The sequence below is a fragment of the Citrobacter sp. Colony219 genome (genome assembly GCF_019382635.1).
Taxonomy (GTDB): Bacteria; Pseudomonadota; Gammaproteobacteria; order Enterobacterales; family Enterobacteriaceae; genus Citrobacter; species Citrobacter youngae.
Window position 1 is genome coordinate 2566154 of the sequence record NZ_CP080033.1, and the last position, 21800, is coordinate 2587953.

General features: G+C 49.9%; 21 protein-coding genes. 10 read left to right on the forward strand and 11 right to left on the reverse strand.

Translation table 11 applies throughout. The features are described 5' to 3' along the window. Positions 1-108 precede the first annotated feature (108 nt). Positions 109-1584, forward strand: a complete 1476-nt coding sequence (locus JTI85_RS11415; protein WP_219351501.1) for a mannitol dehydrogenase family protein — start codon at positions 109-111, stop codon at positions 1582-1584. Between the two features lie 66 nt (positions 1585-1650). Here JTI85_RS11415 and ydfZ read toward each other — a convergent pair whose 3' ends face one another. The 3 genes from ydfZ to ydfG form a co-directional block, all read right to left on the reverse strand. Further along, positions 1651-1854 carry a putative selenium delivery protein YdfZ gene (gene ydfZ, locus JTI85_RS11420; RefSeq protein WP_003032393.1) on the reverse strand — a complete coding sequence of 68 codons (204 nt, stop codon included), beginning with the start codon at positions 1852-1854 and terminating at the stop codon, positions 1651-1653. 189 nt (positions 1855-2043) lie between these two features. Further along, a complete protein-coding gene (locus tag JTI85_RS11425) occupies positions 2044-2730 on the reverse strand; it encodes a GntR family transcriptional regulator (RefSeq protein ID WP_048211706.1) in 687 nt (228 codons plus the stop codon). Positions 2731-2816: 86 nt separating this feature from the next. Then, complete coding sequence (gene ydfG, locus JTI85_RS11430; RefSeq protein WP_048211705.1) at positions 2817-3563, reverse strand: bifunctional NADP-dependent 3-hydroxy acid dehydrogenase/3-hydroxypropionate dehydrogenase YdfG; 747 nt, start codon at positions 3561-3563, stop codon at positions 2817-2819. Positions 3564-3700: 137 nt separating this feature from the next. Here ydfG and dcp point away from each other — a divergent pair, with 137 nt between their 5' ends. Then, positions 3701-5746 (forward strand): peptidyl-dipeptidase Dcp, encoded by a 2046-nt coding sequence (gene dcp, locus JTI85_RS11435; RefSeq protein ID WP_137363789.1) that lies wholly within the window; start codon positions 3701-3703, stop codon positions 5744-5746. A 637-nt stretch (positions 5747-6383) separates the two neighbouring features. Next, positions 6384-7310, forward strand: a complete 927-nt coding sequence (locus JTI85_RS11440; protein WP_219351503.1) for a diguanylate cyclase — start codon at positions 6384-6386, stop codon at positions 7308-7310. Between the two features lie 283 nt (positions 7311-7593). Here JTI85_RS11440 and mgtS read toward each other — a convergent pair whose 3' ends face one another. Then, complete coding sequence (gene mgtS, locus JTI85_RS11445; protein WP_003032406.1) at positions 7594-7689, reverse strand: protein MgtS; 96 nt, start codon at positions 7687-7689, stop codon at positions 7594-7596. Between the two features lie 486 nt (positions 7690-8175). Here mgtS and urtA point away from each other — a divergent pair, with 486 nt between their 5' ends. Genes urtA through urtE form a run of 5 tightly spaced genes read left to right on the forward strand, consistent with a single transcriptional unit; the run spans position 8176 to position 13645 of the window. Further along, the gene (gene urtA, locus JTI85_RS11450; RefSeq protein WP_048211701.1) at positions 8176-9447 is read left to right on the forward strand and encodes an urea ABC transporter substrate-binding protein; all 1272 of its coding nucleotides are present in this window, start codon (positions 8176-8178) and stop codon (positions 9445-9447) included. Positions 9448-9492: 45 nt separating this feature from the next. Further along, positions 9493-11067: an urea ABC transporter permease subunit UrtB gene (gene urtB / locus JTI85_RS11455; RefSeq protein ID WP_219352579.1), complete on the forward strand. Its 1575-nt coding sequence runs from the start codon at positions 9493-9495 to the stop codon at positions 11065-11067. Beyond that, the gene (gene urtC, locus JTI85_RS11460; RefSeq protein WP_048211699.1) at positions 11067-12140 is read left to right on the forward strand and encodes an urea ABC transporter permease subunit UrtC; all 1074 of its coding nucleotides are present in this window, start codon (positions 11067-11069) and stop codon (positions 12138-12140) included. Before urtB ends, urtC begins: the two co-directional genes overlap by 1 nt. Beyond that, complete coding sequence (urtD, locus tag JTI85_RS11465) at positions 12140-12937, forward strand: urea ABC transporter ATP-binding protein UrtD (protein WP_040231114.1); 798 nt, start codon at positions 12140-12142, stop codon at positions 12935-12937. Before urtC ends, urtD begins: the two co-directional genes overlap by 1 nt. A 9-nt stretch (positions 12938-12946) precedes the next feature. Next, a complete protein-coding gene (gene urtE / locus JTI85_RS11470) occupies positions 12947-13645 on the forward strand; it encodes an urea ABC transporter ATP-binding subunit UrtE (protein WP_219351505.1) in 699 nt (232 codons plus the stop codon). 40 nt (positions 13646-13685) lie between these two features. Here urtE and ydeE read toward each other — a convergent pair whose 3' ends face one another. After that, positions 13686-14873, reverse strand: coding sequence for an efflux MFS transporter YdeE (ydeE, locus tag JTI85_RS11475; RefSeq protein ID WP_219351507.1), 1188 nt, complete (start codon positions 14871-14873; stop codon positions 13686-13688). Positions 14874-15071: 198 nt separating this feature from the next. On the opposite strand from ydeE, the gene eamA reads away from it, so the two are divergent. Further along, positions 15072-15971: an O-acetylserine/cysteine exporter gene (gene eamA, locus JTI85_RS11480; protein WP_101743072.1), complete on the forward strand. Its 900-nt coding sequence runs from the start codon at positions 15072-15074 to the stop codon at positions 15969-15971. Between the two features lie 31 nt (positions 15972-16002). Here eamA and marB read toward each other — a convergent pair whose 3' ends face one another. Genes marB through marR form a run of 3 tightly spaced genes read right to left on the reverse strand, consistent with a single transcriptional unit; the run spans position 16003 to position 17088 of the window. Next, on the reverse strand, positions 16003-16221 hold the full coding sequence (gene marB, locus JTI85_RS11485) for a multiple antibiotic resistance protein MarB (RefSeq protein WP_048211695.1): 219 nt from the start codon (positions 16219-16221) through the stop codon (positions 16003-16005). A 30-nt stretch (positions 16222-16251) separates the two neighbouring features. Next, entirely contained in the window at positions 16252-16635 is a 384-nt protein-coding gene (marA, locus tag JTI85_RS11490) for an MDR efflux pump AcrAB transcriptional activator MarA (protein WP_140168326.1), read from the reverse strand. Positions 16636-16653: 18 nt separating this feature from the next. Continuing rightward, complete coding sequence (gene marR / locus JTI85_RS11495) at positions 16654-17088, reverse strand: multiple antibiotic resistance transcriptional regulator MarR (protein WP_048211693.1); 435 nt, start codon at positions 17086-17088, stop codon at positions 16654-16656. A 257-nt stretch (positions 17089-17345) separates the two neighbouring features. Here marR and JTI85_RS11500 point away from each other — a divergent pair, with 257 nt between their 5' ends. Further along, positions 17346-18011, forward strand: a complete 666-nt coding sequence (locus tag JTI85_RS11500) for a MarC family NAAT transporter (protein WP_048211692.1) — start codon at positions 17346-17348, stop codon at positions 18009-18011. Between the two features lie 34 nt (positions 18012-18045). Here JTI85_RS11500 and JTI85_RS11505 read toward each other — a convergent pair whose 3' ends face one another. From JTI85_RS11505 to JTI85_RS11515, 3 genes are all read right to left on the reverse strand, one after another. Beyond that, positions 18046-19242 carry a sugar transporter gene (locus tag JTI85_RS11505; protein WP_048211691.1) on the reverse strand — a complete coding sequence of 399 codons (1197 nt, stop codon included), beginning with the start codon at positions 19240-19242 and terminating at the stop codon, positions 18046-18048. A 184-nt stretch (positions 19243-19426) separates the two neighbouring features. Then, positions 19427-20746 carry an MFS transporter gene (locus JTI85_RS11510; RefSeq protein WP_048211690.1) on the reverse strand — a complete coding sequence of 440 codons (1320 nt, stop codon included), beginning with the start codon at positions 20744-20746 and terminating at the stop codon, positions 19427-19429. A 65-nt stretch (positions 20747-20811) separates the two neighbouring features. Further along, positions 20812-21762 carry a phosphoglycerate dehydrogenase gene (locus JTI85_RS11515; RefSeq protein ID WP_048211689.1) on the reverse strand — a complete coding sequence of 317 codons (951 nt, stop codon included), beginning with the start codon at positions 21760-21762 and terminating at the stop codon, positions 20812-20814. Positions 21763-21800: the final 38 nt, after the last annotated feature.

Consider the following 21800-nt stretch of genomic DNA (forward strand, 5'->3'; position numbering starts at 1 on the left):
TTAAATGATGTCATACCAATCATAGAAAGTTTAATGCAAATCAAAACATACAACCATACAGGCGTTACTCTGAGACAGTCCTGATTTCATTGATAAGTAGGTCATACAATGCAAAACAAGCTCTTAGCGGCAAAGGCTGCACTTCCTGGCTACGATCGTACAAAACTGGTTCCGCGTATTGTTCATCTGGGGTTCGGTGCTTTCCACCGTGCACACCAGGGGGTATACGCTGACATCCTGGCAGCAGATCACAATAGTGACTGGGGATACTGCGAAGTAAACCTGATTGGTGGAGAGCAGCAGATTGCTGATTTGAAACAGCAAGATAACCTGTACACCGTTGCGGAAATGTCTGCGGATGCCTGGACCGCAAGAGTTGTTGGCGTGGTTAAAAAGGCGTTGCATGCGCAGGTTGATGGTCTGGAAGCTGTACTGGCTGCGCTGTGCGAACCGCAGGTGGCGATCGTTTCCCTGACCATAACTGAGAAGGGGTATTGCCATTCTCCGGCTACCGGGCAATTGATGCTGGATAACCCGATGATTGCCGCCGACCTGCAAAACCCAAAACAGCCGAAGACGGCACCGGGTGTGGTGGTTGAAGCACTTGCACGCCGTAAAGCCGCAGGTTTAGGTGCGTTTACCGTGATGTCCTGCGACAACATGCCTGAAAACGGCCATGTGATGCGCAATGTTGTCACTGCGTATGCCCGCGCGGTGGATGCTGAGCTGGCTGCATGGATCGAACAACATGTGACGTTCCCGTCAACAATGGTTGACCGTATTGTCCCGGCGGTAACCGCAGATACGCTGGACAAAATTGAACAACTTACCGGGGTACGCGATCCGGCGGGTGTGGCATGCGAACCGTTCCGTCAGTGGGTCATTGAAGATAACTTTGTCGCAGGGCGTCCAGAGTGGGAAAAAGCCGGGGCTGAACTGGTGGCAGATGTTATCCCGTTCGAAGAGATGAAGTTGCGTATGCTTAACGGCAGCCACTCTTTCCTTGCTTACCTCGGCTACCTGGCAGGATATCAACACATCAACGACTGCATGGGTGATGAGAACTATCGTGTCGCCGCCCGCGCGTTGATGCTGCAGGAGCAAGCGCCAACATTAAAAGTGAAAGGGGTGGATCTTCAGCATTATGCCGACTTACTGATTGACCGCTATAGCAACCCGGCGTTGCGCCACCGTACCTGGCAGATTGCCATGGACGGTAGTCAGAAACTGCCGCAACGTATGCTTGACTCTGTGCGTTGGCATATCGTGCACGGCAGTGGTTTTGTTCTGCTTGCACTCGGTGTGGCGGGTTGGATGCGCTATGTCGGGGGCGTGGATGAGCAGGGACAAGCCATTGAAATTAGCGATCCGCTGCTGCCAGTGATCCAGAAAGCGGTACAGAACAGTCACGAAGGTGAAGATCGTGTGCAGGCGCTATTGGCTATTGACGCTATTTTTGGTGACGAACTGCCACAGGTTGAACGGTTTAAAAAGCGGGTTACAGAAGCGTACCTGACTTTGCTGGCGGAAGGCGCGAAGGCAACGGTTGCAAAATATGCTGCGAAATTACTGTCAGTAAGATAACGCTTTATGTCGCCATCCGGCTTTAACGACAGCCAGATGGCGCATTGTTTTTGGCATTCACACCAATTAGTTCATGCCTAAACGAATCAGTTCGAGGGGGGCATATTTGCCTTCACATCCTTCGATTTCCACTGTTTTACCGCGGCGGATTTGCTCAGCGGTCAGGCCATCGGTGTCAATGGCTGTAATACGGCCGGTGAGTCCGGTGTCACTAATCATGACTCGGCTGCCAGTGGTGATTGCGTTGCGGTTACGATCGTATGTTTTCATGGTGTTTTCTCCTTTCCAACTTACCGTCAAAGCCCGTGGGCTTTAGTCCCACGTAACGGGCGCAATATAAATACGCTTCTCGTTAATGACTTTTTTTGTTTTCGATCAAAATCACAGCTTTTTTTATCGGGATATGCAGGAGAGGGGATCTTTCGGGGAAACTCACCTCAGTGAGAGGTGAGCTACGTATTAGTCTTCGCTAAACCAGTCGCTATTTTCCTGACGAATAAGCTGAACAGATTCGCTAATTTCCTGTAGATGCAGCATCATTGCATGCTCGACGGCATCGCCATCATGTTTTACCAGCGCTGCAAAGATATCATGGTGCTGACGAAGTAGCATTTCAGGTGGGGAGACATGATCCAGACTCATATAGCGCACACGGTCAATCGTGGCTTTAATATTCTCGACGGTGTCCCAGGCAAGCTGGCAATCAGCGATTAATGCCAGCTTCTGATGAAACTCATCATCAAGCTGGAAGAAATCGTTGAGCTGCTTACGGTCGATGGCAATGCGTTGCTGGTGCAGATTCTGTTCCAGTTGATAGCACTGGTTATCGGTGATCATCGAGGCGGCGCGGCGGGCTACGGCACACTCAATGGCCTGACGTACAAAACAGCCATTTTGCACCTGCGACAGCGAGATCTTATTCACGTAACTGCCACGTTGTGGACGGATCTGAATCAAACCGTTTTCTGCCAGTTTGATGAATGCTTCTCGTACCGGCTGGCGAGACACGTTAAAGCGTACGGAAACCTCTTTCTCCGACAATGGCGTACCAGGTGCAATCAGACAATGCACGATATCGCTGCGAAGAATACGGTAAATCTGTTGATTTACCGGCTGTGTAGGGTTGAGCTGCGTTTCTACGGTCATTCATTCTTACTTATTAGAGAGTTAACCCGGCTATTTTATCACTTATCGAGCGCTTTCTATACCCGGCACAAGGCCGGGTATCTCATTTAGCTTCGATGCACGCTAAGCCCGGCAAAAGACTGGGTGACTGGCATCATCTCAAGGGTATTGATGTTGACATGAGCCGGTAACGAAGCAACCCACCATACAGCTTCAGTGACATCCTGCGGAGTCAGTGCAGTGGTATTTTCGTAGGTTTTACCTGCTTTATCATCGTCGCCTTTGAAACGCACATTAGAGAACTCGGTACCGCCAACCAGTCCGGGTTCAATGTCGGTAACGCGGATCGCCGTGCCGTGTAAGTCTGTACGCAGGTTCAGACTAAACTGACGAACAAACGCTTTGGTTGCACCATAAACGTTCCCGCCAGCGTACGGCCAGCTACCGGCGGTAGAGCCGATATTAATTATGTGTCCGCGGTTACGCTCGACCATGCCAGGCAGAACGGCACGAGTCATATAAATCAGGCCTTTGTTGTTGGTATCGATCATGGTTTCCCAGTCATCGACATTCGCTTTGTGGGCTGGCTCAAGACCCAACGCCAGACCGGCATTGTTGACCAGGATATCGATATTGCGCCATTCGGCAGGCAGTGCGTCCAGCATCTCTTCAATGGATGCGCGATTGCGTACGTCAAGCTGGGCGATATACAGATTATTACCCAGTTCATCTTTCAGTTCCTGCAGACGTTCCTGGCGGCGTCCGGTGGCAATAACTTTATGCCCATTCTCAATAAAACGACGCGTAATGCACTCACCAAAACCTGCTGTTGCTCCGGTTACTAAAACGATCATCTCACTGTTCCTCAACGCTTTTTATGTAGTACTACCATAGCACGTCATTTCTGTTCAGAGCTATTCCTGCTTAACGAGATTGCGGTCAAATCCTGGGAGGCCTACTCTAGTAAACAAATCGTTTTCAGGAGGAAAAGATGTCGTTAACAAATCCTTTTTTGCACCACAGCACATTACCTTACCAGGCACCGCAATTTGATCAGATTGAAGATTGCCATTATCGGCCCGCGTTTGATGAAGGTGTGAAACAAAAACGCGCTGAAATAGCGGCGATTGTGCAAAACCAACAGGCTCCTGATTTCACAAATACGTTGCTGGCGCTTGAGCAAAGTGGGGCGTTGTTGACGCGCGTCACCAGCGTTTTCTTTGCGATGACGGCAGCGCATACCAACGATGAGCTGCAGCGTCTTGACGAGGAGTTCTCCGCCGAACTGGCCGCGCTGGCCAATGATATCTATCTCAATGACGCACTTTTTGCGCGTATAGATGCCGTCTGGCAGCAACGCTCTTCGCTGGCGCTGGAAGGTGAATCATTGCGTCTGTTGGAGGTGGTTCACCAACGCTTTGTGTTGGCTGGTGCATGTCTTAATGATGCCGATAAAGCACGCCTGAAAGCGCTAAATACGGAGTCGGCGACGTTAACCAGCCAGTTCAATCAGCGTCTGCTGGCGGCGAACAAAGCGGGTGCACTGATCGTGGATGATGTCCGGCAGCTTGACGGACTCAGCGCAGAAGAAATTGCCGTTGCGGCGCAAGCCGCCAGCGACAAAGGACTTGAGGTTCGCTGGGTTATCCCACTATTGAACACCACACAACAACCGGCACTTGCTGCGTTACGCGATCGACAGACACGAGAAAACCTGTTTACCCAGGCATGGACGCGGGCGGAAAAAAATGATGCCAACGATACTCGCGCTATCATTAAACGGCTGGTGGAGATCCGCAGAGAGCAGGCAACATTACTGGGTTTTGCGAATTTTGCTGCCTGGAAAATTGCCGACCAGATGGCGAAAACGCCAGAAGCGGCACTTTCTTTTATGCGGGCGATCGTGCCCGCTGCACGTCAACGCGCGCTGAATGAGCAGGCTGAAATTCAGAAAGCGATTAATCAGCAACAGGGACAATTCGAGGTTGAGGCCTGGGACTGGGCATTTTATGCCGAGCAGGTGCGTCGTGAAAAATATGCTCTTGATGAAGCTCTGCTTAAACCTTACTTTGCCCTGGATACGGTGCTGAATGAAGGTGTTTTCTGGACAGCAAACCAGCTATTTGGCATTAAATTCATCGAGCGCTTTGACATCCCTGTTTATCATCCGGATGTACGGGTTTGGGAGATTTTCGATCATGATGGCGTAGGACTGGCGCTATTTTATGGTGATTTCTTTGCCCGTGAATCAAAAAGTGGTGGTGCCTGGATGGGAAATTTTGTTGAGCAATCTCTGCAAAATGAAACCAGGCCGGTAATTTACAACGTCTGCAATTATCAGAAACCTGCTCAGGGCCAACCCGCCTTGCTGCTGTGGGATGATGTCATCACGTTGTTCCATGAGTTCGGACACACGTTACATGGTCTGTTTGCCAGCCAACGGTATGCGACGCTGTCGGGCACGAATACCCCGCGTGATTTCGTCGAATTCCCGTCGCAGATAAACGAACACTGGGCGAGTGATCCGCAGGTTTTCGCGCGTTATGCTCGCCATGTTGAAACGGGTGAAAAAATGCCCCAGCCATTGCTGGAGAAGATGCAACGGGCCAGCTTGTTTAACAAAGGCTATGATATGACGGAGCTTCTCAGTGCTGCATTGCTGGATATGCGCTGGCACAGCCTGGAGCAGTGTGTGTCATCGCTGTCAGTTGATGAATTTGAGCAGCAGGCCCTGGCTGCGGAAGGATTGGATCTGCAGGCTGTACCGCCGCGTTATCGCAGCAGCTATTTTGCCCATATCTTCGGTGGTGGCTATGCCGCAGGGTATTATGCCTATTTATGGACGCAAATGTTGGCCGATGACGGCTATCAGTGGTTTGTAGAGCAGGGCGGATTGACCCGTGAAAACGGGCAGAAATTCCGCGAAGCGATTTTGTCCCGTGGTAACAGCACTGACTTAGCTGAGCTTTATTGCCAATGGAGCGGCCGAGATCCAAAAATGGAGCCAATGCTCAAACATCGTGGTTTGAGCGCCTAAGGCATTGTCTGCCAAAAAATTGAACCGGGCGCGATGCCCGGTTTTTAGCGTGATTTTTTCTTCCCCAAAATGTGAGATGGATGAATGACGATGAGGTTGCCAACAAAGGTAGARCTGATTTCATTCTGCTTYGYWGTYAYYTGGGTTATYTGGTGTGYATGGGCAGACAAAAYMACTCAYGACACATACCTYTTTGAYRGGGTGCTTTATAAGTCAGTTATTGTTGGAGTTGCCTTTCTGCCAGGCGTGTTCATGGCCTGGCGCGTGTACCTAAGAAATAAGTACGCAACAGGTAGATAAGCTGATTTCAGGTATGGGCGGGCAGATTMTTTAYCACGAAGCCGTTCATTGAGRAAATCGTTTTCAAATATCATATTTCATGCGGTTAATATTATCGTCATTTTTGCGATTTAACTCATGGGTGTTCGGTTCCATTAAATATAAAACAAGGGAAATAGAATAAAATCTATCGCATTGATTACCATGATTATTTTAATTTCAAGTTAATTTATTATCATGCGAAGTAATCTTTGTTTTCTTTCCTTAATATTAATTACTATTAAAAAATTTACATAAGTTTTCCTTTTGGGCGCTAAAATGCCCATGTCTAAATGTTCATACAGGGAAGGAAACCGTGATGATCAGAAGAACGCAGGAAATAGATGCAATTTTAATCGAACTTAACAAATCAATTGATGCTCATTATAAGTGGCTGGTGAAAATGTTCCGCTGTGTGGTGTCATCAGACGTTACTCAGCCTGATATTTCGGGCGATGACTCTCACGCTGTTTGTCAATTTGGGCAGTGGCTCAAAGACCATCCACAGCACGATGATGATGAATGCAGTTATGTCAGCAATATTCACGCGACACATGAGAAAATGCATTTGTTAGGCAAGGAATTGCTATTGGCAATCGTGGAAGAGCGTAGCCATTCATGGCATTTCGACAGTTTCCAGGATGTGTTACTGGGATTTACGTCTGCGGTCATGGACTACAAAATATATTTACTGACTATCCGCAGTAATATTGATGTGTTAACAGGTTTGCCTGGCAGAAGAATGCTTGATGAGTCGTTTGACCAGCAGTTACTCGATGCTGAGCCGCTTAACCTGTACATATTGTTGCTGGATATCGACCGTTTTAAACATGTTAATGATACCTACGGACATCTGGTTGGTGACATGGTGTTGCGCAGTCTGGCGTCAAATTTATTAGCATGGACTCGATACGATGAGGTTGCTTATCGCTATGGTGGTGAGGAGTTTATTGTCATCATCCGAACCAAAACGGACGAGCAGGCATGCCAGGCAGGGTTGCGTCTTTGTCATCTGATTGGCCAGAAAAAAATCCCTTATCCAGAAGGCGAAATCGGCATAACGGTAACCGCTGGCATTACCAGAGTTCAACAGGGTGAAACGCTGGACAACGGTCTTGGACGTGCTGACAGAGCCATGTATGAAGGGAAACAGACCGGCAGGAATCGCTGCATGTTTATGGATGAAAAAGAGAAAATCACGCTAGTTGGCACTAATGATCAACTGACACCGCGCGTCAGAGCGTGAATTTTATCAGTGTAGACCGGCTGTAGTTACGTTTCGTTTAACTTCCATTGCGGTTGTCGATGATATGCTAGCCGACTATTCGTTATCTTCGCAGGGAATTGCCAGATAACGTATAAAGCAAAACACAAATCTATCCATGCAAGCATTTACCGCTGGTTTCTCCGGCGGTTTTTTTTATCTGTAATTCTGAGAAATGATTCAGGGAAGGGAAGCAGGTAAAAAAATGGCCCCTTGTGCAGTTATGCGACAAGGGGCCGGTTCGGTGCAGGATTATCTCCGTTCATCAATCATCCCATCTGTGGCTAAAATACGCGGCCAGGAAACCGGAAAATAAAATAATTCCCAGAACAGCCATAAAAATATTCATATTACCCAGCATAGTAAATGCTCCTTTATCTATTGAGTTTCCTCTCTTACCTTAATTTCACCTCGTTAATGACTATAGTAGCAATTCGAACTTAAACAAAGAGTGAACTGTGTGAATATTTCGTCTGAAATGTAAGGTTTTGGCTTTTTCTCGTCGAAGAAAATAAATAATCGTGACGAAACAGGCGCACCCATCTGCAAATAATCATAATTTTATCTTGTAATCCGCTGCAGCTACCGGGTTGTCCGGACACAAGATGTTGCACGTTTATAATGCAACACTGTGTCATGGTGGTTCAATTCTTCTCTCTTGCCGTCATGGCGACGCATTCTTTTTATCTGCATTTCATTGATGGCATTTGTAATTTATTGAATTATATGTATTTTTCATATCTGGCACTGTTTTTGCCTTATTCCTTCTGAACACCCTTAATTTGCACCGTTTTGCCTTTCCGGCTGCACCGGAGCTTTCAGCAAGTCTACTTTCAGGAGTGAAACTATGCAGCGTCGTACATTATTAAAAGCCTTTGCTCTTTCGGCCTCTGTTGTGGCTATGGGGATGAGTTTTAGCGTTCAGGCTGCCGACACCATTAAAGTTGGCATCATGCATTCGTTGTCCGGGACAATGGCTATTTCTGAAACACCGCTGAAGGATGTGGCGTTGATGACCATTGATGAGATCAACGCCAAAGGCGGTGTACTGGGGAAAAAACTGGAGCCGGTAGTGGTTGATCCGGCGTCAAACTGGCCGCTGTTTGCCGAAAAAGCCCGTCAGTTGCTAAGCCAGGACAAAGTGGCGGTGGTTTTCGGTTGCTGGACATCGGTTTCGCGCAAATCTGTACTGCCGGTATTTGAGGAGTTAAACGGCCTGTTGTTTTATCCCGTGCAATATGAAGGTGAAGAGATGTCACCTAACGTTTTCTATACCGGCGCCGCGCCCAATCAGCAGGCCATTCCGGCGGTTGAGTATCTGATGAGTGAAGACGGTGGCAGTGCAAAACGTTTCTTCCTGCTGGGCACCGATTACGTCTATCCGCGAACAACTAATAAAATTCTCCGTGCCTGGCTGCATTCAAAAGGCATTGCGGATAAAGACATTGAAGAGGTTTATACCCCGTTTGGCCACAGCGATTACCAGACCATCGTCGCCAGCATCAAAAAATTCTCCGCCGGGGGAAAAACGGCGGTGGTATCAACCATTAATGGCGACTCTAACGTTCCGTTCTATAAAGAGCTGGCAAACCAGGGTCTGAAAGCGACCGATGTTCCGGTTGTTGCGTTCTCTGTTGGAGAAGAGGAGTTGCGCGGTATTGATACCAAACCCCTGGTAGGCAATCTTGCGGCCTGGAACTATTTTGAATCCGTTGATAATGCCACCAATAAGCAATTTATCGCTGATTACCGCGCCTATGCGAAAGCGCACAAACTGCCGAATGCTGATTCTGTGGTCACGAACGATCCGATGGAAGCCACGTATGTTGGCCTGCACATGTGGGCGCAGGCGGTTGAAAAAGCCGGAACGACGGATGTCGATAAAGTCCGTGCGGCCATGGCGGGGCAATCATTCTCTGCACCTTCTGGCTTTACGCTGACAATGGATGCAACGAACCATCACCTGCATAAACCCGTCATGATTGGCGAAATTGAAAGTAACGGTCAGTTTAACGTGGTATGGCAAACGGATGCCCCGGTCCGTGCCCAACCGTGGAGTCCGTATATCGCCGGGAATGATAAAAAATCTGAGCAGCCCGTCAAAACCGCCAGCAACTGATCTTACGCCCTCCTGTTGGAGGGCCCAATTTTGGAGAACGCTATCATGAAAGCCATGCGCTTTATTCGTGGCGTGTTGTTGCTGACGTGGCTTTTGCCGTGGATAGCGCAGGCAACAGATGCCGATATCTTCGCCGCGGCCAGTCGGACACAGCAGGCGACATTACTGGAACAATGGGCGATTAACCCCGATGTTCAGCGTTTACCTTTGCTTAATGCCCTGAGTGGCGAAAACCTGCTGACCGACGACGTTAAAAATGCATTCACGATGAACGGTTCGCGTGTGCAATCTCTGGGGGCGGCCAGCACACCCAGTGGTGAATTAAAAAAAATCCGCCTGACTAACCGCCTGCGTAACCTGGTGGCTGGCACATTGTCTGTTCATCAGTTATTAAGTGACAATGTCACTTTTAGAATGGCTGCTGCCCGAACATTACAACGTGAAGCACTGCCAGTGATGCTGCCATTTTTGCAGCAAAGGCTGCTGCAGGAGACGGATGCTGGCGTGAAATCCGCCCTGGCGGCTGCTCTGGCAAACCTGCAACTGAACAGTAGTTCGCCCGATGTCAGGCGCCGGGCCATCGAATTGCTGGGCGCATCCAATGATCCTGAAACACAAGCACGATTACAGCCTTTCACCCAGTTGGAACATGAACCCGATGCGCGTGTACGCGCTGCCGCCAGCGAAAGCCTGAATACCATTGAACATCGAATGAAGGTTGGAGAGTTGCTTGGCCAGGCGTTTATGGGATTATCGCTCGGGTCTATTTTATTGCTGGCGGCGCTGGGGCTGGCCATCACCTACGGACTACTCGGCGTCATTAATATGGCGCACGGTGAAATGCTGATGCTTGGTGCTTATTGTACCTGGATAGTGCAACAGCTGATGAGCCAGTTTTTCCCGCAGTGGTTAGCCTTTTATCCGCTGATTGCGCTGCCGGTTGCCTTCCTGCTGACCGCCGCTATGGGAATGCTGCTGGAACGCACAGTGATCCGCCATTTGTACGGACGCCCACTTGAAACGCTACTGGCAACCTGGGGGATTAGCCTGATGCTAATCCAGTTGGTGCGCATGACCTTTGGTGCGCAAAACCTTGAGGTAGCTAACCCGGCATGGCTGTCGGGTGGTATTCAGGTCTATGCCAATCTGATTTTGCCGTGGAACCGGATTGTGGTGCTGGGATTTGCCATTCTGGTGCTGTCCTTCACCTGGTTGTTGCTGAATAAAACCCGTCTGGGTATGCGCGTGCGTGCAGTGACACAAAACCGCAGCATGGCAGATTGCTGCGGCGTTCCCACGGGGCGCGTGGATATGTTGGCATTTGGTCTCGGCTCCGGCATTGCCGGACTTGGGGGCGTGGCGCTATCGCAGTTGGGCAACGTTGGGCCAGAACTGGGGCAAAGCTACATCATTGATTCATTTTTGGTGGTGGTGCTGGGAGGCGTTGGACAGCTTGCCGGGAGCGTCGCGGCGGCGTTTGGTTTGGGGATTTTCAACAAGATTCTCGAACCGCAGGTTGGGGCCGTCCTCGGCAAAATTATGATTCTGGTGCTGATTATTCTGTTTATTCAAAAACGTCCGCAGGGGCTGTTTGCGCTAAAAGGGAGGGTCATTGACTGATGACGATGCCAATGACATTAACGCTGGCGCGCAAAGCGCCGCGTATTACCTGTGTGCTGGGGCTGGCTTTACTGCTGGCACTGATTATTCTGCCATTTCTCGCGCTGCTGCCTACGGATCATCCGCTGGCGATATCTGTCTGGACACTGACACTGGTTGGGAAAATTCTCTGTTATGCCATTGTGGCAGTTGCCCTGGATCTGGTGTGGGGATATGCGGGAATGCTCTCGCTGGGCCACGGTATTTTCTTTGCGCTGGGCGGTTATGCGATGGGGATGTACCTGATGCGCCAGGCATCTGGTGAAGGGGTGCCAGCTTTTATGTCGTTCCTGTCGTGGACTGAACTTCCGTGGTTCTGGTGGGGAACGCAGCATTTTCTTTGGGCGATGATGTTGGTTGTTATGGTGCCTGGCTTGCTGGCGTTGGTGTTTGGCTGGTTTGCCTTCCGTTCAAAAATCAAAGGGGTCTATTTCTCCATCATGACGCAGGCGCTGACCTTTGCCGGCATGCTGTTGTTCTTCCGTAACGAAACCGGGTTTGGCGGCAATAACGGATTTACCGGTTTTACCACCATTCTGGGATTTTCGGTGACGGCGACCACGACACGTATCGCGTTGTTCCTGGCGACCGTTGTGCTGCTGATTCTGGCGCTGTGGCTCGGATGGGCGCTGGCTCGCAGTAAATTTGGCCGTATTTTGACAGCTGTTCGCGACGCTGAAAATCGGTTGATGTTCTGCGGGTATGACCCAAAGGGTTTCAAACTACTGGTATGGACACTCTCTGCCGTCCTGTGCGGGCTGGCGGGGGCGCTGTATGTTCCGCAGGTGGGGATCATTAACCCCAGTGAAATGTCACCCACCAACTCAATTGAAGCCGCGATTTGGGTCGCACTGGGTGGGCGCGGTACGTTGATTGGCCCGGTGTTTGGCGCGGTGCTGGTGAACGGCGCTAAAAGTTGGTTTACCGTCATCATGCCTGAATACTGGCAACTGTTTCTCGGCCTGATTTTTATTGGCGTTACGCTGTTTTTGCCTCGAGGCGTAATTGGTCTGTTTCGCAAGGGAGACAAATAATGCAGCCAGATGAAGGGCTTTTTACCCGCCAGATGCCGGGCGATCGTTTTCGCAATCAAACAGATCCGGTGCTCCAACTGGAAAAAATAAACGTTAACTTTGATGGTTTCCAGGCGCTAACGGATTTGACGCTCAATATTGGGGTTGGCGAGTTACGCTGCGTTATTGGACCCAATGGCGCGGGAAAAACCACGTTGATGGATGTCATCACCGGTAAAACGAAGCCGCAAAGTGGGCGGGCGATTTACGATCAATCCATTGATTTAACATCACTCGACGCCATCGCCATTGCTCGCCAGGGCATTGGTCGCAAATTTCAGAAACCGACCGTTTTTGAAGCGTTGACGGTGGAAGAGAACCTCGAGTTGGCGATGAAAAATGATAAATCCGTTTGGGGGTCATTACGGGCGTGTTTATCGGGAGAACAGCGGGATCGCATTGATGACATGTTGACGCTGTTGCGACTGAGTAACGAACGCGCCCGTCGTGCCGGACGCCTTTCCCATGGACAGAAACAATTTCTGGAGATTGGTATGTTGCTGGTGCAGGAGCCGCATTTGTTGCTACTGGATGAGCCAGCTGCCGGGATGACGGATGCTGAGACGGAATACACCGCTGAACTGTTTCGCCAGCTTGCCGGAAAACATTCTCTGATGGTGGTTGAGCACGATATGGGGTTTGTTGAGAGCATTGCTGATCACGTCACGGTATTGCACCAGGGGCGGGTACTGGCCGAGGGGAGCCTGCGCGATGTTCAGGCCAATGAGCAGGTGATTGAAGTGTATCTCGGACGCTAAGGAGTGCTGATGCTACAGGTAAATGAACTAAATCAATACTATGGCGGCAGCCATATCCTGCGTGGCGTGAGTTTTGAGGCGCGTATAGGTGAAGTAACATGTCTGCTGGGGCGTAATGGGGTTGGCAAAACAACACTGCTGAAGTGCCTGATGGGGCTGATTCCAACCCGCAGCGGCAGTGTTATCTGGCAGGGTAAAAACATTACTCTCCGTAAGCCACATCAGCGGGTGCTTGCGGGGGTAGCGTATGTGCCGCAGGGCCGCGATATTTTTCCTCGCCTGACGGTTGAAGAGAATCTGTTGCTGGGACTCTCCCGGTTTTCAGCGCAAGAGGCAAAACGTGTACCGGATGAAATTTATGCGTTGTTTCCGGTATTACAGGAGATGAAATACCGGCGGGGCGGTGATTTGTCGGGCGGGCAACAGCAACAGTTAGCTATTGGCCGGGCGCTGGCCAGTCGCCCGCAGTTGTTGATCCTCGATGAACCAACAGAGGGGATCCAGCCTTCGGTGATTAAGGAGATTGGCCTGGTTATTAGCCAACTGGCCCATCGTGGTGATATGGCTATATTGCTGGTGGAGCAGTTTTATGACTTTGCCGAACAGCTTGCAGACAAATACCTGTTAATGTCGCGAGGCAGTATTATTCAACGTGGATCAGGTGAAAATATGGCAGCAGAAGGTGTGCGTAGGTTGGTTGCCATTTGAATCAGGCGACAGTGCCGTTTTGGCACTGTCGCAGTAATTTTCAGCAGACTGCCGGCTGGCTCCAGGGTTTGGCGCGTATGCCTTTTATCATTAACGCCCAGGCCAGGACAATCGCCACCATTAGTGCGACAAACAGCGACCATGGGGGCAGTGTGGTCAGGATGACCCCGCTGACTAATGGGTTTACCGCCGCGCCAAGCCAGCCCAGTGACTGGGCGGAAAAGTAACTGGCTTTCATACCTGCCGGTGCGATGTTGTCGATCAGCATGTATTCACCCGGCGCGTAGATGACCTCGCCAATGGTGAAAAAGGCGGCTGAAATCCCCCAAAACAGCAGGCTGTTGCCAGAGAAGGTAAAACCGACCAGACCAATAACAAAAAAAAGTGTACCCGCAGCCATCAGCGGGCGAATGTTTGCAGACGTCAGTCTGCGTCCTACAGCATATTGCAGCGATACCACAATTGCTGCGTTGACGGGCAGGACGACCGCCACCACTTTCTCAGCAAAATCACCATCGGCAACCACCATCACGTACTGAGAAATACAGGATGCAAATGCACCACCGACAAACGAGGCCAGAAAAGCAGACAACGTAAACCAGCATAATGCTTTATCGCGCAGCAAAACTGAGGGTGACCATACTGTCGTGTTCAAACCTTCAGAGGGGATTGCGGAGCGTTTTACCCATGTCTGGATAAACACCAGCGGGAAGGCTGAACATATGGCCGCCAACCAGAACGGCAGGTTAATACTTTGCATGACCAGTAGCGTGCCCAACGGCGGGCCAACGGTCCAGCCGATGTTCAGCACGGTGTAGTTAAGTGAGAAAATCTTTGTTTTAGTGGTGGCTGAGAGGTTATCGGCAAACCAGGCTTTCAGCACGGTTGCAAACACGGAGTAGGCACAGTTGATCAGCGCGAAGAGCAGAACCACCACCACCACGTTATGCACCAGAGGAATCGCTATAAAGCCGCAAGCAAAGCCCGCGATCGCCAGTAGCATAAAGCGTTTTTTTTCAAATTTATCGGCCAGGATGCCGAATCCAAGACTGAAAACGACGCCAATAGTCAGTGCTACTGTCATTGCATAACCGATCAGATCGACACCCAGGCCATACTGACGACTGAGGTAAATCGTCATGAATGGTAGCGTGGCTCCGCGTCCAATGGTTAATAACAAAGATGACGCGAGTAACGCGAGAGTGGACCTTCTCAGTGAGATATTCATTTTTCTGCCCGACAATGCATGTTGTTATGTTTTTTTTAGATATCAGAAACAAATAGCATGCTAAAAGTGTGATGTACACTCAATAAGTTGTCTGAAAATGCCCTGTGTGGCCTACCTGAATTAATGATCTGTTACGGTACAACGATTTCCGTTACCTTAACTTGTTTACAAAAATTTAATATTTGCAGGGGCGGTGGTATGTCGCGTAAAGATGGGTTGCTGGCGTTACTGGTTGTCGTAGTTTGGGGGCTGAACTTTGTTGTCATTAAGGTGGGACTACACAATATGCCGCCGTTGATGCTGGCAGGCTTGCGCTTTTTACTGGTGGCGTTTCCCGCAATCTTTTTTGTTGCCCGCCCGAAGATCCCGCTCTCGCTGTTACTTGGCTATGGCCTGACCATCAGCTTCGGTCAGTTCGCTTTTCTGTTTAGCGCCATCAAGTTTGGGATGCCTGCCGGTCTGGCATCGCTGGTTTTACAGGCGCAAGCTTTTTTCACTATCGTGCTGGGCGCGTTCGCCTTTGGCGAGCGTTTACAGGGGAAGCAACTGGTCGGTATCGCGCTGGCGGTGTTCGGTGTGCTGGTATTGATTGAGGCGAGCCTCAATGGACAACATGTTGGTATGCTTGGCTTTATGCTGACGCTGGCGGCGGCACTGAGCTGGGCCTGCGGCAATATCTTTAACAAGAAAATTATGCAGCATACTTCGCGTCCAGCGGTCATGTCGCTGGTGGTGTGGAGCGCATTAATTCCTGTCGTACCGTTTTTTCTGGCATCGGCATTGCTTGATGGCCCAGCGCAAATCGTGCAGAGCCTTGTGGCGATCGATATGACCACCATCCTGTCCCTGGTGTATCTGGCCTTTGTGGCGACCATCGTGGGCTATGGCATTTGGGGTTCTCTGCTGGGGCGCTATGAAACCTGGCGTGTTGCGCCATTGTCGTTGCTGGTACCCGTGGTAGGGTTGGCCAGTGCCGCTGTGCTGCTGGATGAAACGTTAACCGGGCTGCAACTGCTTGGTGCGTTGTTGATCATGGCGGGGTTGTATATCAACGTGTTCGGTTTTCGCTTGCGCAAGATTGTGCAGGTGAAGGGTTAAAAAAAAGCCCCGCAGTGACGGGGCTAAATAATTACAGGCTGTGCATATTGTAATAAGGCACGCCTAACTCATCGGATTTATCGCTGCCGGCACCCATATGATTAAAATCGAACGGGGACTGATCGTGCGCAGGGGGCATAATCATCGCGTCGCGATTATTTTGCGTTGTCGGTTGTGGGGTCTGTTCCGCCATGCTCTGGCCCGACGCAACAAGCAGCAGGGCCAGCATCGCATAAGACAGAAGTTTCATGATTTCCTCGGTTACGTCGTTAACTGGCGATTAGCAATTGCATTGATTGAGCGGGAGCAAATACCGGGATTCGCCATGCATATTCGTCACCCGATATTTATGCGGCGGTACATCAAAATAGTTCTTGAAGGTCCGGGTCAGCGTTTGCTGAGACTCAAAACCGTAACGCTCTGCAAGATAGAGGATCGGTTCGTTACTCTCTTTCAATTTTTGCGCTATTTCAGTCATTTTGCGGCTACGGATGTATTGACCTAATGAATGGCCGGTTTCTTTTTTGAACATCCGCTGCAGGTGCCATTTGGAGTAACCTGAACGCTCAGACACTTTTTCCAGCGAGAGTGGCGATTCAAGGTTATTTTCGATCCAGTCCAAAATGCTATGAATAGTGATTGTGTCAGTATTGCGTCTGGACATCGTCATACCTCTTTCTGTTTACGGCAGGATCCTCTTAAGCAAATGCTCAAGTGTTGCTACTTCTTCCGCCGTTAAGTTTTTTGTTAGTTCCTGGTGCAGGTCTTGCCCTACTAATTGATGACACTGCTCGCAAATTGCAGCGCCGTGCTCGGTGAGTTTCACCAGTACACCGCGCTTGTCATGTGGATTCGGAAGCCTTTCTATCCAGCCTTTACAGGCCAGTCTGTCCAGCATCCGCGTCAGGGCGCCAAGATCGACAGACAGCACTTTTTTCAATTCGACAGGGGTAATGCACACCGCACAACGGATGGAGCAGAGCACCTTAAACTGCGATGCCGTGATATCCAGCGGTGACAAATAGTCGTTTAATAAACGATCTTTTTTCTGATTAACCATGTAGATCAAACGACCCAGTGGGATGATTTCATTGAACAGATCACTGGTGCTTTTCACAATGGTTGCCCTGGCAAGTAGTTAGTCACGGCTGATATTATTGCTTAGGCAAATATAAGTCAAATGAATGAGTGGCCGCATGCCACGTTTTGCTAAAACATCAGGAACGCGCTACGCATAGCGCGTTTTTAACGTTCTGATCCGTAGGGTTTATGCGTAAAGAGAACTAATGAATCCTTACATCGACAACATGGCTTAACCCTGGAGTTTGCCCTTATACTTGCCGTTGACGAAAAACGCACAGGAAAGATGACATTATGATGGACTTGTTTAAAGCAATAGGACTGGGGCTGGTAGTCCTGTTACCGCTGGCAAACCCGTTAACCACCGTGGCGCTGTTTCTCGGCCTTGCTGGCAACATGAACAGCGCAGAGCGTAACCGTCAGTCATTAATGGCGTCTGTCTATGTATTTGCCATTATGATGGTCGCGTACTACGCCGGGCAGGTGGTAATGAATACGTTTGGGATTTCGATTCCAGGGTTGCGTATTGCGGGCGGGTTAATCGTTGCGTTTATCGGCTTTCGTATGCTGTTCCCTCAGCAGAAAGCGCATGATTCTCCGGAAGCGAGAAGCAAATCCGAAGAACTGGAGGACGAACCGACGGCCAATATTGCCTTTGTTCCGCTGGCCATGCCGAGTACTGCCGGCCCGGGGACGATTGCAATGATCATCAGTTCGGCCTCTACCGTGCGGCACGGTTCAGAATTCCCGGACTGGGTGATCATGGTTGCGCCGCCCATTATTTTTGCCGTCGTCGGGATTATCTTGTGGGGATGTCTGCGCAGTTCTGGCGGAATTATGCGGCTGGTGGGGAAAGGCGGGATCGAAGCTATTTCCCGTCTGATGGGCTTCCTGCTGGTGTGTATGGGTGTGCAGTTTATTATTAACGGCGTGCTGGAAATCATCCAAACCTACCATTAAACAACGGGCCCGGTATATCTACCGGGCCTTTTTCTTATTGCTGCTGTGGTTGCTCTTCCAGCGTTACCGGCCATTTGCGGAAGATAATCACTGACCAGATCAGCGCGGCAACGGCAGGAAGTGCACCGACGTAACCAATCGTCGACATCGACCAGTGCAGACTTACCTGATTTCCCACCAGCGCTCCCGCGCCAATACCAATATTAAAAATACCGGAGAACAGCGCCATTGCGACGTCAGTGGCATCCGGAGCCAGTGCCAGTACTTTCACCTGCATTCCCAGGCCGATCACCATAATGGCAATACCCCAGAAAATACTCAGGACAGCCAGGTGCATTTCGCTATCAGCAGCAGGCAATAGCAGCACCAGGCACAGGGTCAACAGGGCAATAGCCGCGCTTATCAACACCGAGGCATACTGATTACCCAGCTTGCCAAAAATTACGCTGCCAATAATACCCGCGCCACCGAGAACCAGAAGCAGCACAGTGGCAAAGTTAGCGCTCAGCCCGGCGACGGTCTGCACAAAGGGTTCGATATAGCTATAAGCCGTATAATGCGCGGTGACCACAATCACCGTCAGCAGATACAGGCTCATTAACGCCGGACGGCGGAATAACACCGGCAGGCTTTTTAATGAACCGGAATGCTCACTGGGTAATTTGGGCAGAAGCTTAATCAGGCAAAGCAGGGTAATTAGCGCGCCCATACCGATGGCGAAGAAGGTAGTGCGCCAGCCAAAATACTGGCCGACGATGCGTCCGATAGGCAGGCCTAATACCATCGCCAGCGCGGTGCCGGTCGCAATCAGGCTGAGTGCCTGCGCGCGTTTCCCGGCCGGAGCAAGGCGTATCGCCAGCGATGCAGTGATCGACCAGAAAATGGCGTGTGCGAAAGCAATACCAATACGGCTAATCACCAGCACGGTAAAATTCCATGCAAGGAAAGAGAGTACGTGGCTGGCGATAAACACGACAAACAGGCAGATCAGCAGCTTGCGGCGTTCTACCTGACTGGTGAGCAGCATGAAGGGCAGCGACATCAGGGCCACCACCCAGGCGTAGATCGTCAACATGATCCCAACCTGCGCGGTCTGCATATTAAAACTTTGCGCAATGTCGGACAGCAACCCGACCGGGACAAACTCAGTGGTATTGAAAATAAAACCGGCAATAGCAAGCGTAACTACCCGTAGCCACGCGACCTTGCGGGAAACAGTGTTTGTTGTCATATGTATAAATCGGGTTAGCTGCAAAAAGGAGAGGTGGCGATCTTAAAACGTTTACTGGTGAAAATACAATCATTTCGTGATTAAGATCACGCTGTTTTGCGGATGATAATGCGGTGCATTACGAGAGAAAATAAAGCCGGTCAGTACTACTGACTGACCGGAGAATACCGTTACCTGAGCGAGTTTAGTGCAGCTGCGCTTCTTTCATGCACAACGCTTCATGCTCACTGTCGATGATTGGCTCAACTTTACCCATCAAAAACAGATAGTTCAAAATTCCCAGAACCACCAGTGCGGCAGAGAACACCAGCGCCCAGGTAAAGGAGCCTGTGGCTGCAACAATGGCTCCGGTAATAATTGGTCCTACCGCGCCTCCCATATTGGAGACAGTATTCTGTAACCCTGCAACAATCGATACGCTGTTTTTAGGCGCAACGTCACCCGGTAGTGCCCAGACCTGCGAGGCGGCAACCGTGGTGCCTGATTTCGCCACACACAGTAAAAACACGGTCATAAACACGGAATCAGTAAAAGGGGCAAAACCAATACATAAAGCCATTAACAGACCGATTGTCAGGAATAATTTTCTTGTGGCAGTCAGCGACAGGATCCGCTTATGTACCATACGGTCAGAGGCCCAGCCGGCAAAGACTTCGATCACCATCCCACATAATAATGGCAGGGCGGCAACCATCCCCATTTTGATAAAATCCATTCCTTTGTCTTTTACCAGATAAGTGGGTAGCCAGGTAATAAAGAAATAGGATGTATAGTTGATGGTAAAGAAACCGATACACATTGCCCAAATGTTACGGTAGCGCAACAGTTTATACCAACGCATCGGTAATACGGATTTGTCGCCGTGTTTTTGCTTTTGCCCTTCGCGAATATGTTTAATTTCGCTTGTACTGATCCTTTTGTGGTCCTCCGGGTTTTCTGTATAAATAAAATACCAGGCAATGACCCAAAAAATGCCTACACCACCAATAATCAGAAATGTCATCCGCCAGTCAAACTGGTAGATCATCCAGACAATAAGCGGCATCGCGACGGCACCACCAAATTTAGAGGCACTGTCAAACAATCCTGAGACGGTGGCCCGCTCCCGATCCGGGAACCAGCGCGCAGCGATCCCTGCATTGCTTGGATAGGCGGCGGCTTCACCGACGCCCAGAGCGAGTCTCAATGCGAGTAGAGATTTAAATCCAGTGGCTAAACCCATCATTGAGGTGGCGATTGACCACCACGCGACGGCAAAACCCAGACCTTTTTTCTGACCAAAACGGTCAGCAAACCAACCTGCCGGTATTTGCAGTAAAGAATATGACCAGAAGAACGCCGCCATGATAAACCCCATCATTTCAGGATCGAGTTTTAGCTCATCAATGAGGTGAGGTGCTGCAGCAGATAATACCGTCCGGTCAATATAGTTAATTGCAATAGCAAGCCACATTAATCCCGCAATCCACCAACGAATTCGGGATTTTTCTGCAAAATTATTCATATATCTGGCCCATGGTAGATGTTCATTTTTATTATTGTGGAAAGGGTAGGGTTATCTCCACAATGTTATAATCCGTTCATTATATTTTTAGGCTTACGCTGATGAATGACATGTTCAATGATGTTATAAACACATTGCTCGCCTATATTGCTGATCGCACCCTCGGTATATCCTGCAATATGTGCCGTAGGGATGAAATTATCGAGCGCAAATAAGGGGTGTGAATTGCACGGCTCTTGTAAAAAGACATCGGCGGCAGCGCCCTTAATGACACCCTGCGTGAGAGCCAGAAAGAGATCCTCTTCATTAACGACACCACCGCGTGAAACGTTTATGAGATAACTAGTGCTCTTCATTTTTTTCATCTGCGCTAAATCAAAGAGATTTTTGGTTTCAGGCGTCAGCGGAGTGTGTAACGTGATGAAATCACTTTGTTCTGTTAGTTCATCGAGCGAAACGTATTCAATGTGATTATCTGCGGCGAACTGTGCATCCTGCCATGCGTCGTGAGCCAGCACGCGCATATTAAAGCCGCGGGCTCGCAGTGCAACCTGTTTACCGATATTACCTAACCCAATAATGCCAATCGTTTTTCCATATACATCGGAGGCGAAGATCCGTGGCCAGTTTCCCGCGCGGGTTTGTTCAATCGCGTAGGGGAGTTGACGCGCACAGTTAAGGATCAGGGAAAACGCAAAGTCTGCGACGGCATGCTTATTGGCATCCGGCACATTGGTAACAAAAATACCTTTTTCACGCGTGGCATTGAGGTCGATATTATCGACGCCCACGCCGTGTTTGCAGACGATTTTCAGATTCGGTGCCGCAGCTATTAGTCCGGCATTAACATCGGTAAAAGCGACGATCATTGCCACTGTCTGTTCCAGATGAGGTGCAAGCGCTTCTAAACCGGCATCTGCAGGTAGCATGATTAACTCAAGTCCGGCGTCGTTAAGCAGTTTGATCGGTTGCTGATCGTATTTGGCAAATGAAGGTGATGTACAGATGACTTTCATAATACAATCCTGTTAGTTAAGCGGCGTTGCCGCCGCTG

Coding starts and splice junctions, on each gene's coding strand:
- marB (WP_048211695.1), bottom strand. CDS start 16,221: ATGAAACTTCTGTCTTATGCGATGCTGGCCCTGCTGCTTGTTGCGTCG.
- urtE (WP_219351505.1), top strand. CDS start 12,947: ATGCTACAGGTAAATGAACTAAATCAATACTATGGCGGCAGCCATATC.
- JTI85_RS11515 (WP_048211689.1), bottom strand. CDS start 21,762: ATGAAAGTCATCTGTACATCACCTTCATTTGCCAAATACGATCAGCAA.
- dcp (WP_137363789.1), top strand. CDS start 3,701: ATGTCGTTAACAAATCCTTTTTTGCACCACAGCACATTACCTTACCAG.
- marA (WP_140168326.1), bottom strand. CDS start 16,635: ATGTCCAGACGCAATACTGACACAATCACTATTCATAGCATTTTGGAC.
- JTI85_RS11510 (WP_048211690.1), bottom strand. CDS start 20,746: ATGAATAATTTTGCAGAAAAATCCCGAATTCGTTGGTGGATTGCGGGA.
- mgtS (WP_003032406.1), bottom strand. CDS start 7,689: ATGCTGGGTAATATGAATATTTTTATGGCTGTTCTGGGAATTATTTTA.
- ydfZ (WP_003032393.1), bottom strand. CDS start 1,854: ATGAAAACATACGATCGTAACCGCAACGCAATCACCACTGGCAGCCGA.
- JTI85_RS11425 (WP_048211706.1), bottom strand. CDS start 2,730: ATGACCGTAGAAACGCAGCTCAACCCTACACAGCCGGTAAATCAACAG.
- ydfG (WP_048211705.1), bottom strand. CDS start 3,563: ATGATCGTTTTAGTAACCGGAGCAACAGCAGGTTTTGGTGAGTGCATT.
- urtC (WP_048211699.1), top strand. CDS start 11,067: ATGACGATGCCAATGACATTAACGCTGGCGCGCAAAGCGCCGCGTATT.
- eamA (WP_101743072.1), top strand. CDS start 15,072: ATGTCGCGTAAAGATGGGTTGCTGGCGTTACTGGTTGTCGTAGTTTGG.
- ydeE (WP_219351507.1), bottom strand. CDS start 14,873: ATGAATATCTCACTGAGAAGGTCCACTCTCGCGTTACTCGCGTCATCT.
- JTI85_RS11505 (WP_048211691.1), bottom strand. CDS start 19,242: ATGACAACAAACACTGTTTCCCGCAAGGTCGCGTGGCTACGGGTAGTT.
- urtD (WP_040231114.1), top strand. CDS start 12,140: ATGCAGCCAGATGAAGGGCTTTTTACCCGCCAGATGCCGGGCGATCGT.
- urtA (WP_048211701.1), top strand. CDS start 8,176: ATGCAGCGTCGTACATTATTAAAAGCCTTTGCTCTTTCGGCCTCTGTT.
- urtB (WP_219352579.1), top strand. CDS start 9,493: ATGAAAGCCATGCGCTTTATTCGTGGCGTGTTGTTGCTGACGTGGCTT.
- JTI85_RS11440 (WP_219351503.1), top strand. CDS start 6,384: ATGATCAGAAGAACGCAGGAAATAGATGCAATTTTAATCGAACTTAAC.
- JTI85_RS11415 (WP_219351501.1), top strand. CDS start 109: ATGCAAAACAAGCTCTTAGCGGCAAAGGCTGCACTTCCTGGCTACGAT.
- JTI85_RS11500 (WP_048211692.1), top strand. CDS start 17,346: ATGATGGACTTGTTTAAAGCAATAGGACTGGGGCTGGTAGTCCTGTTA.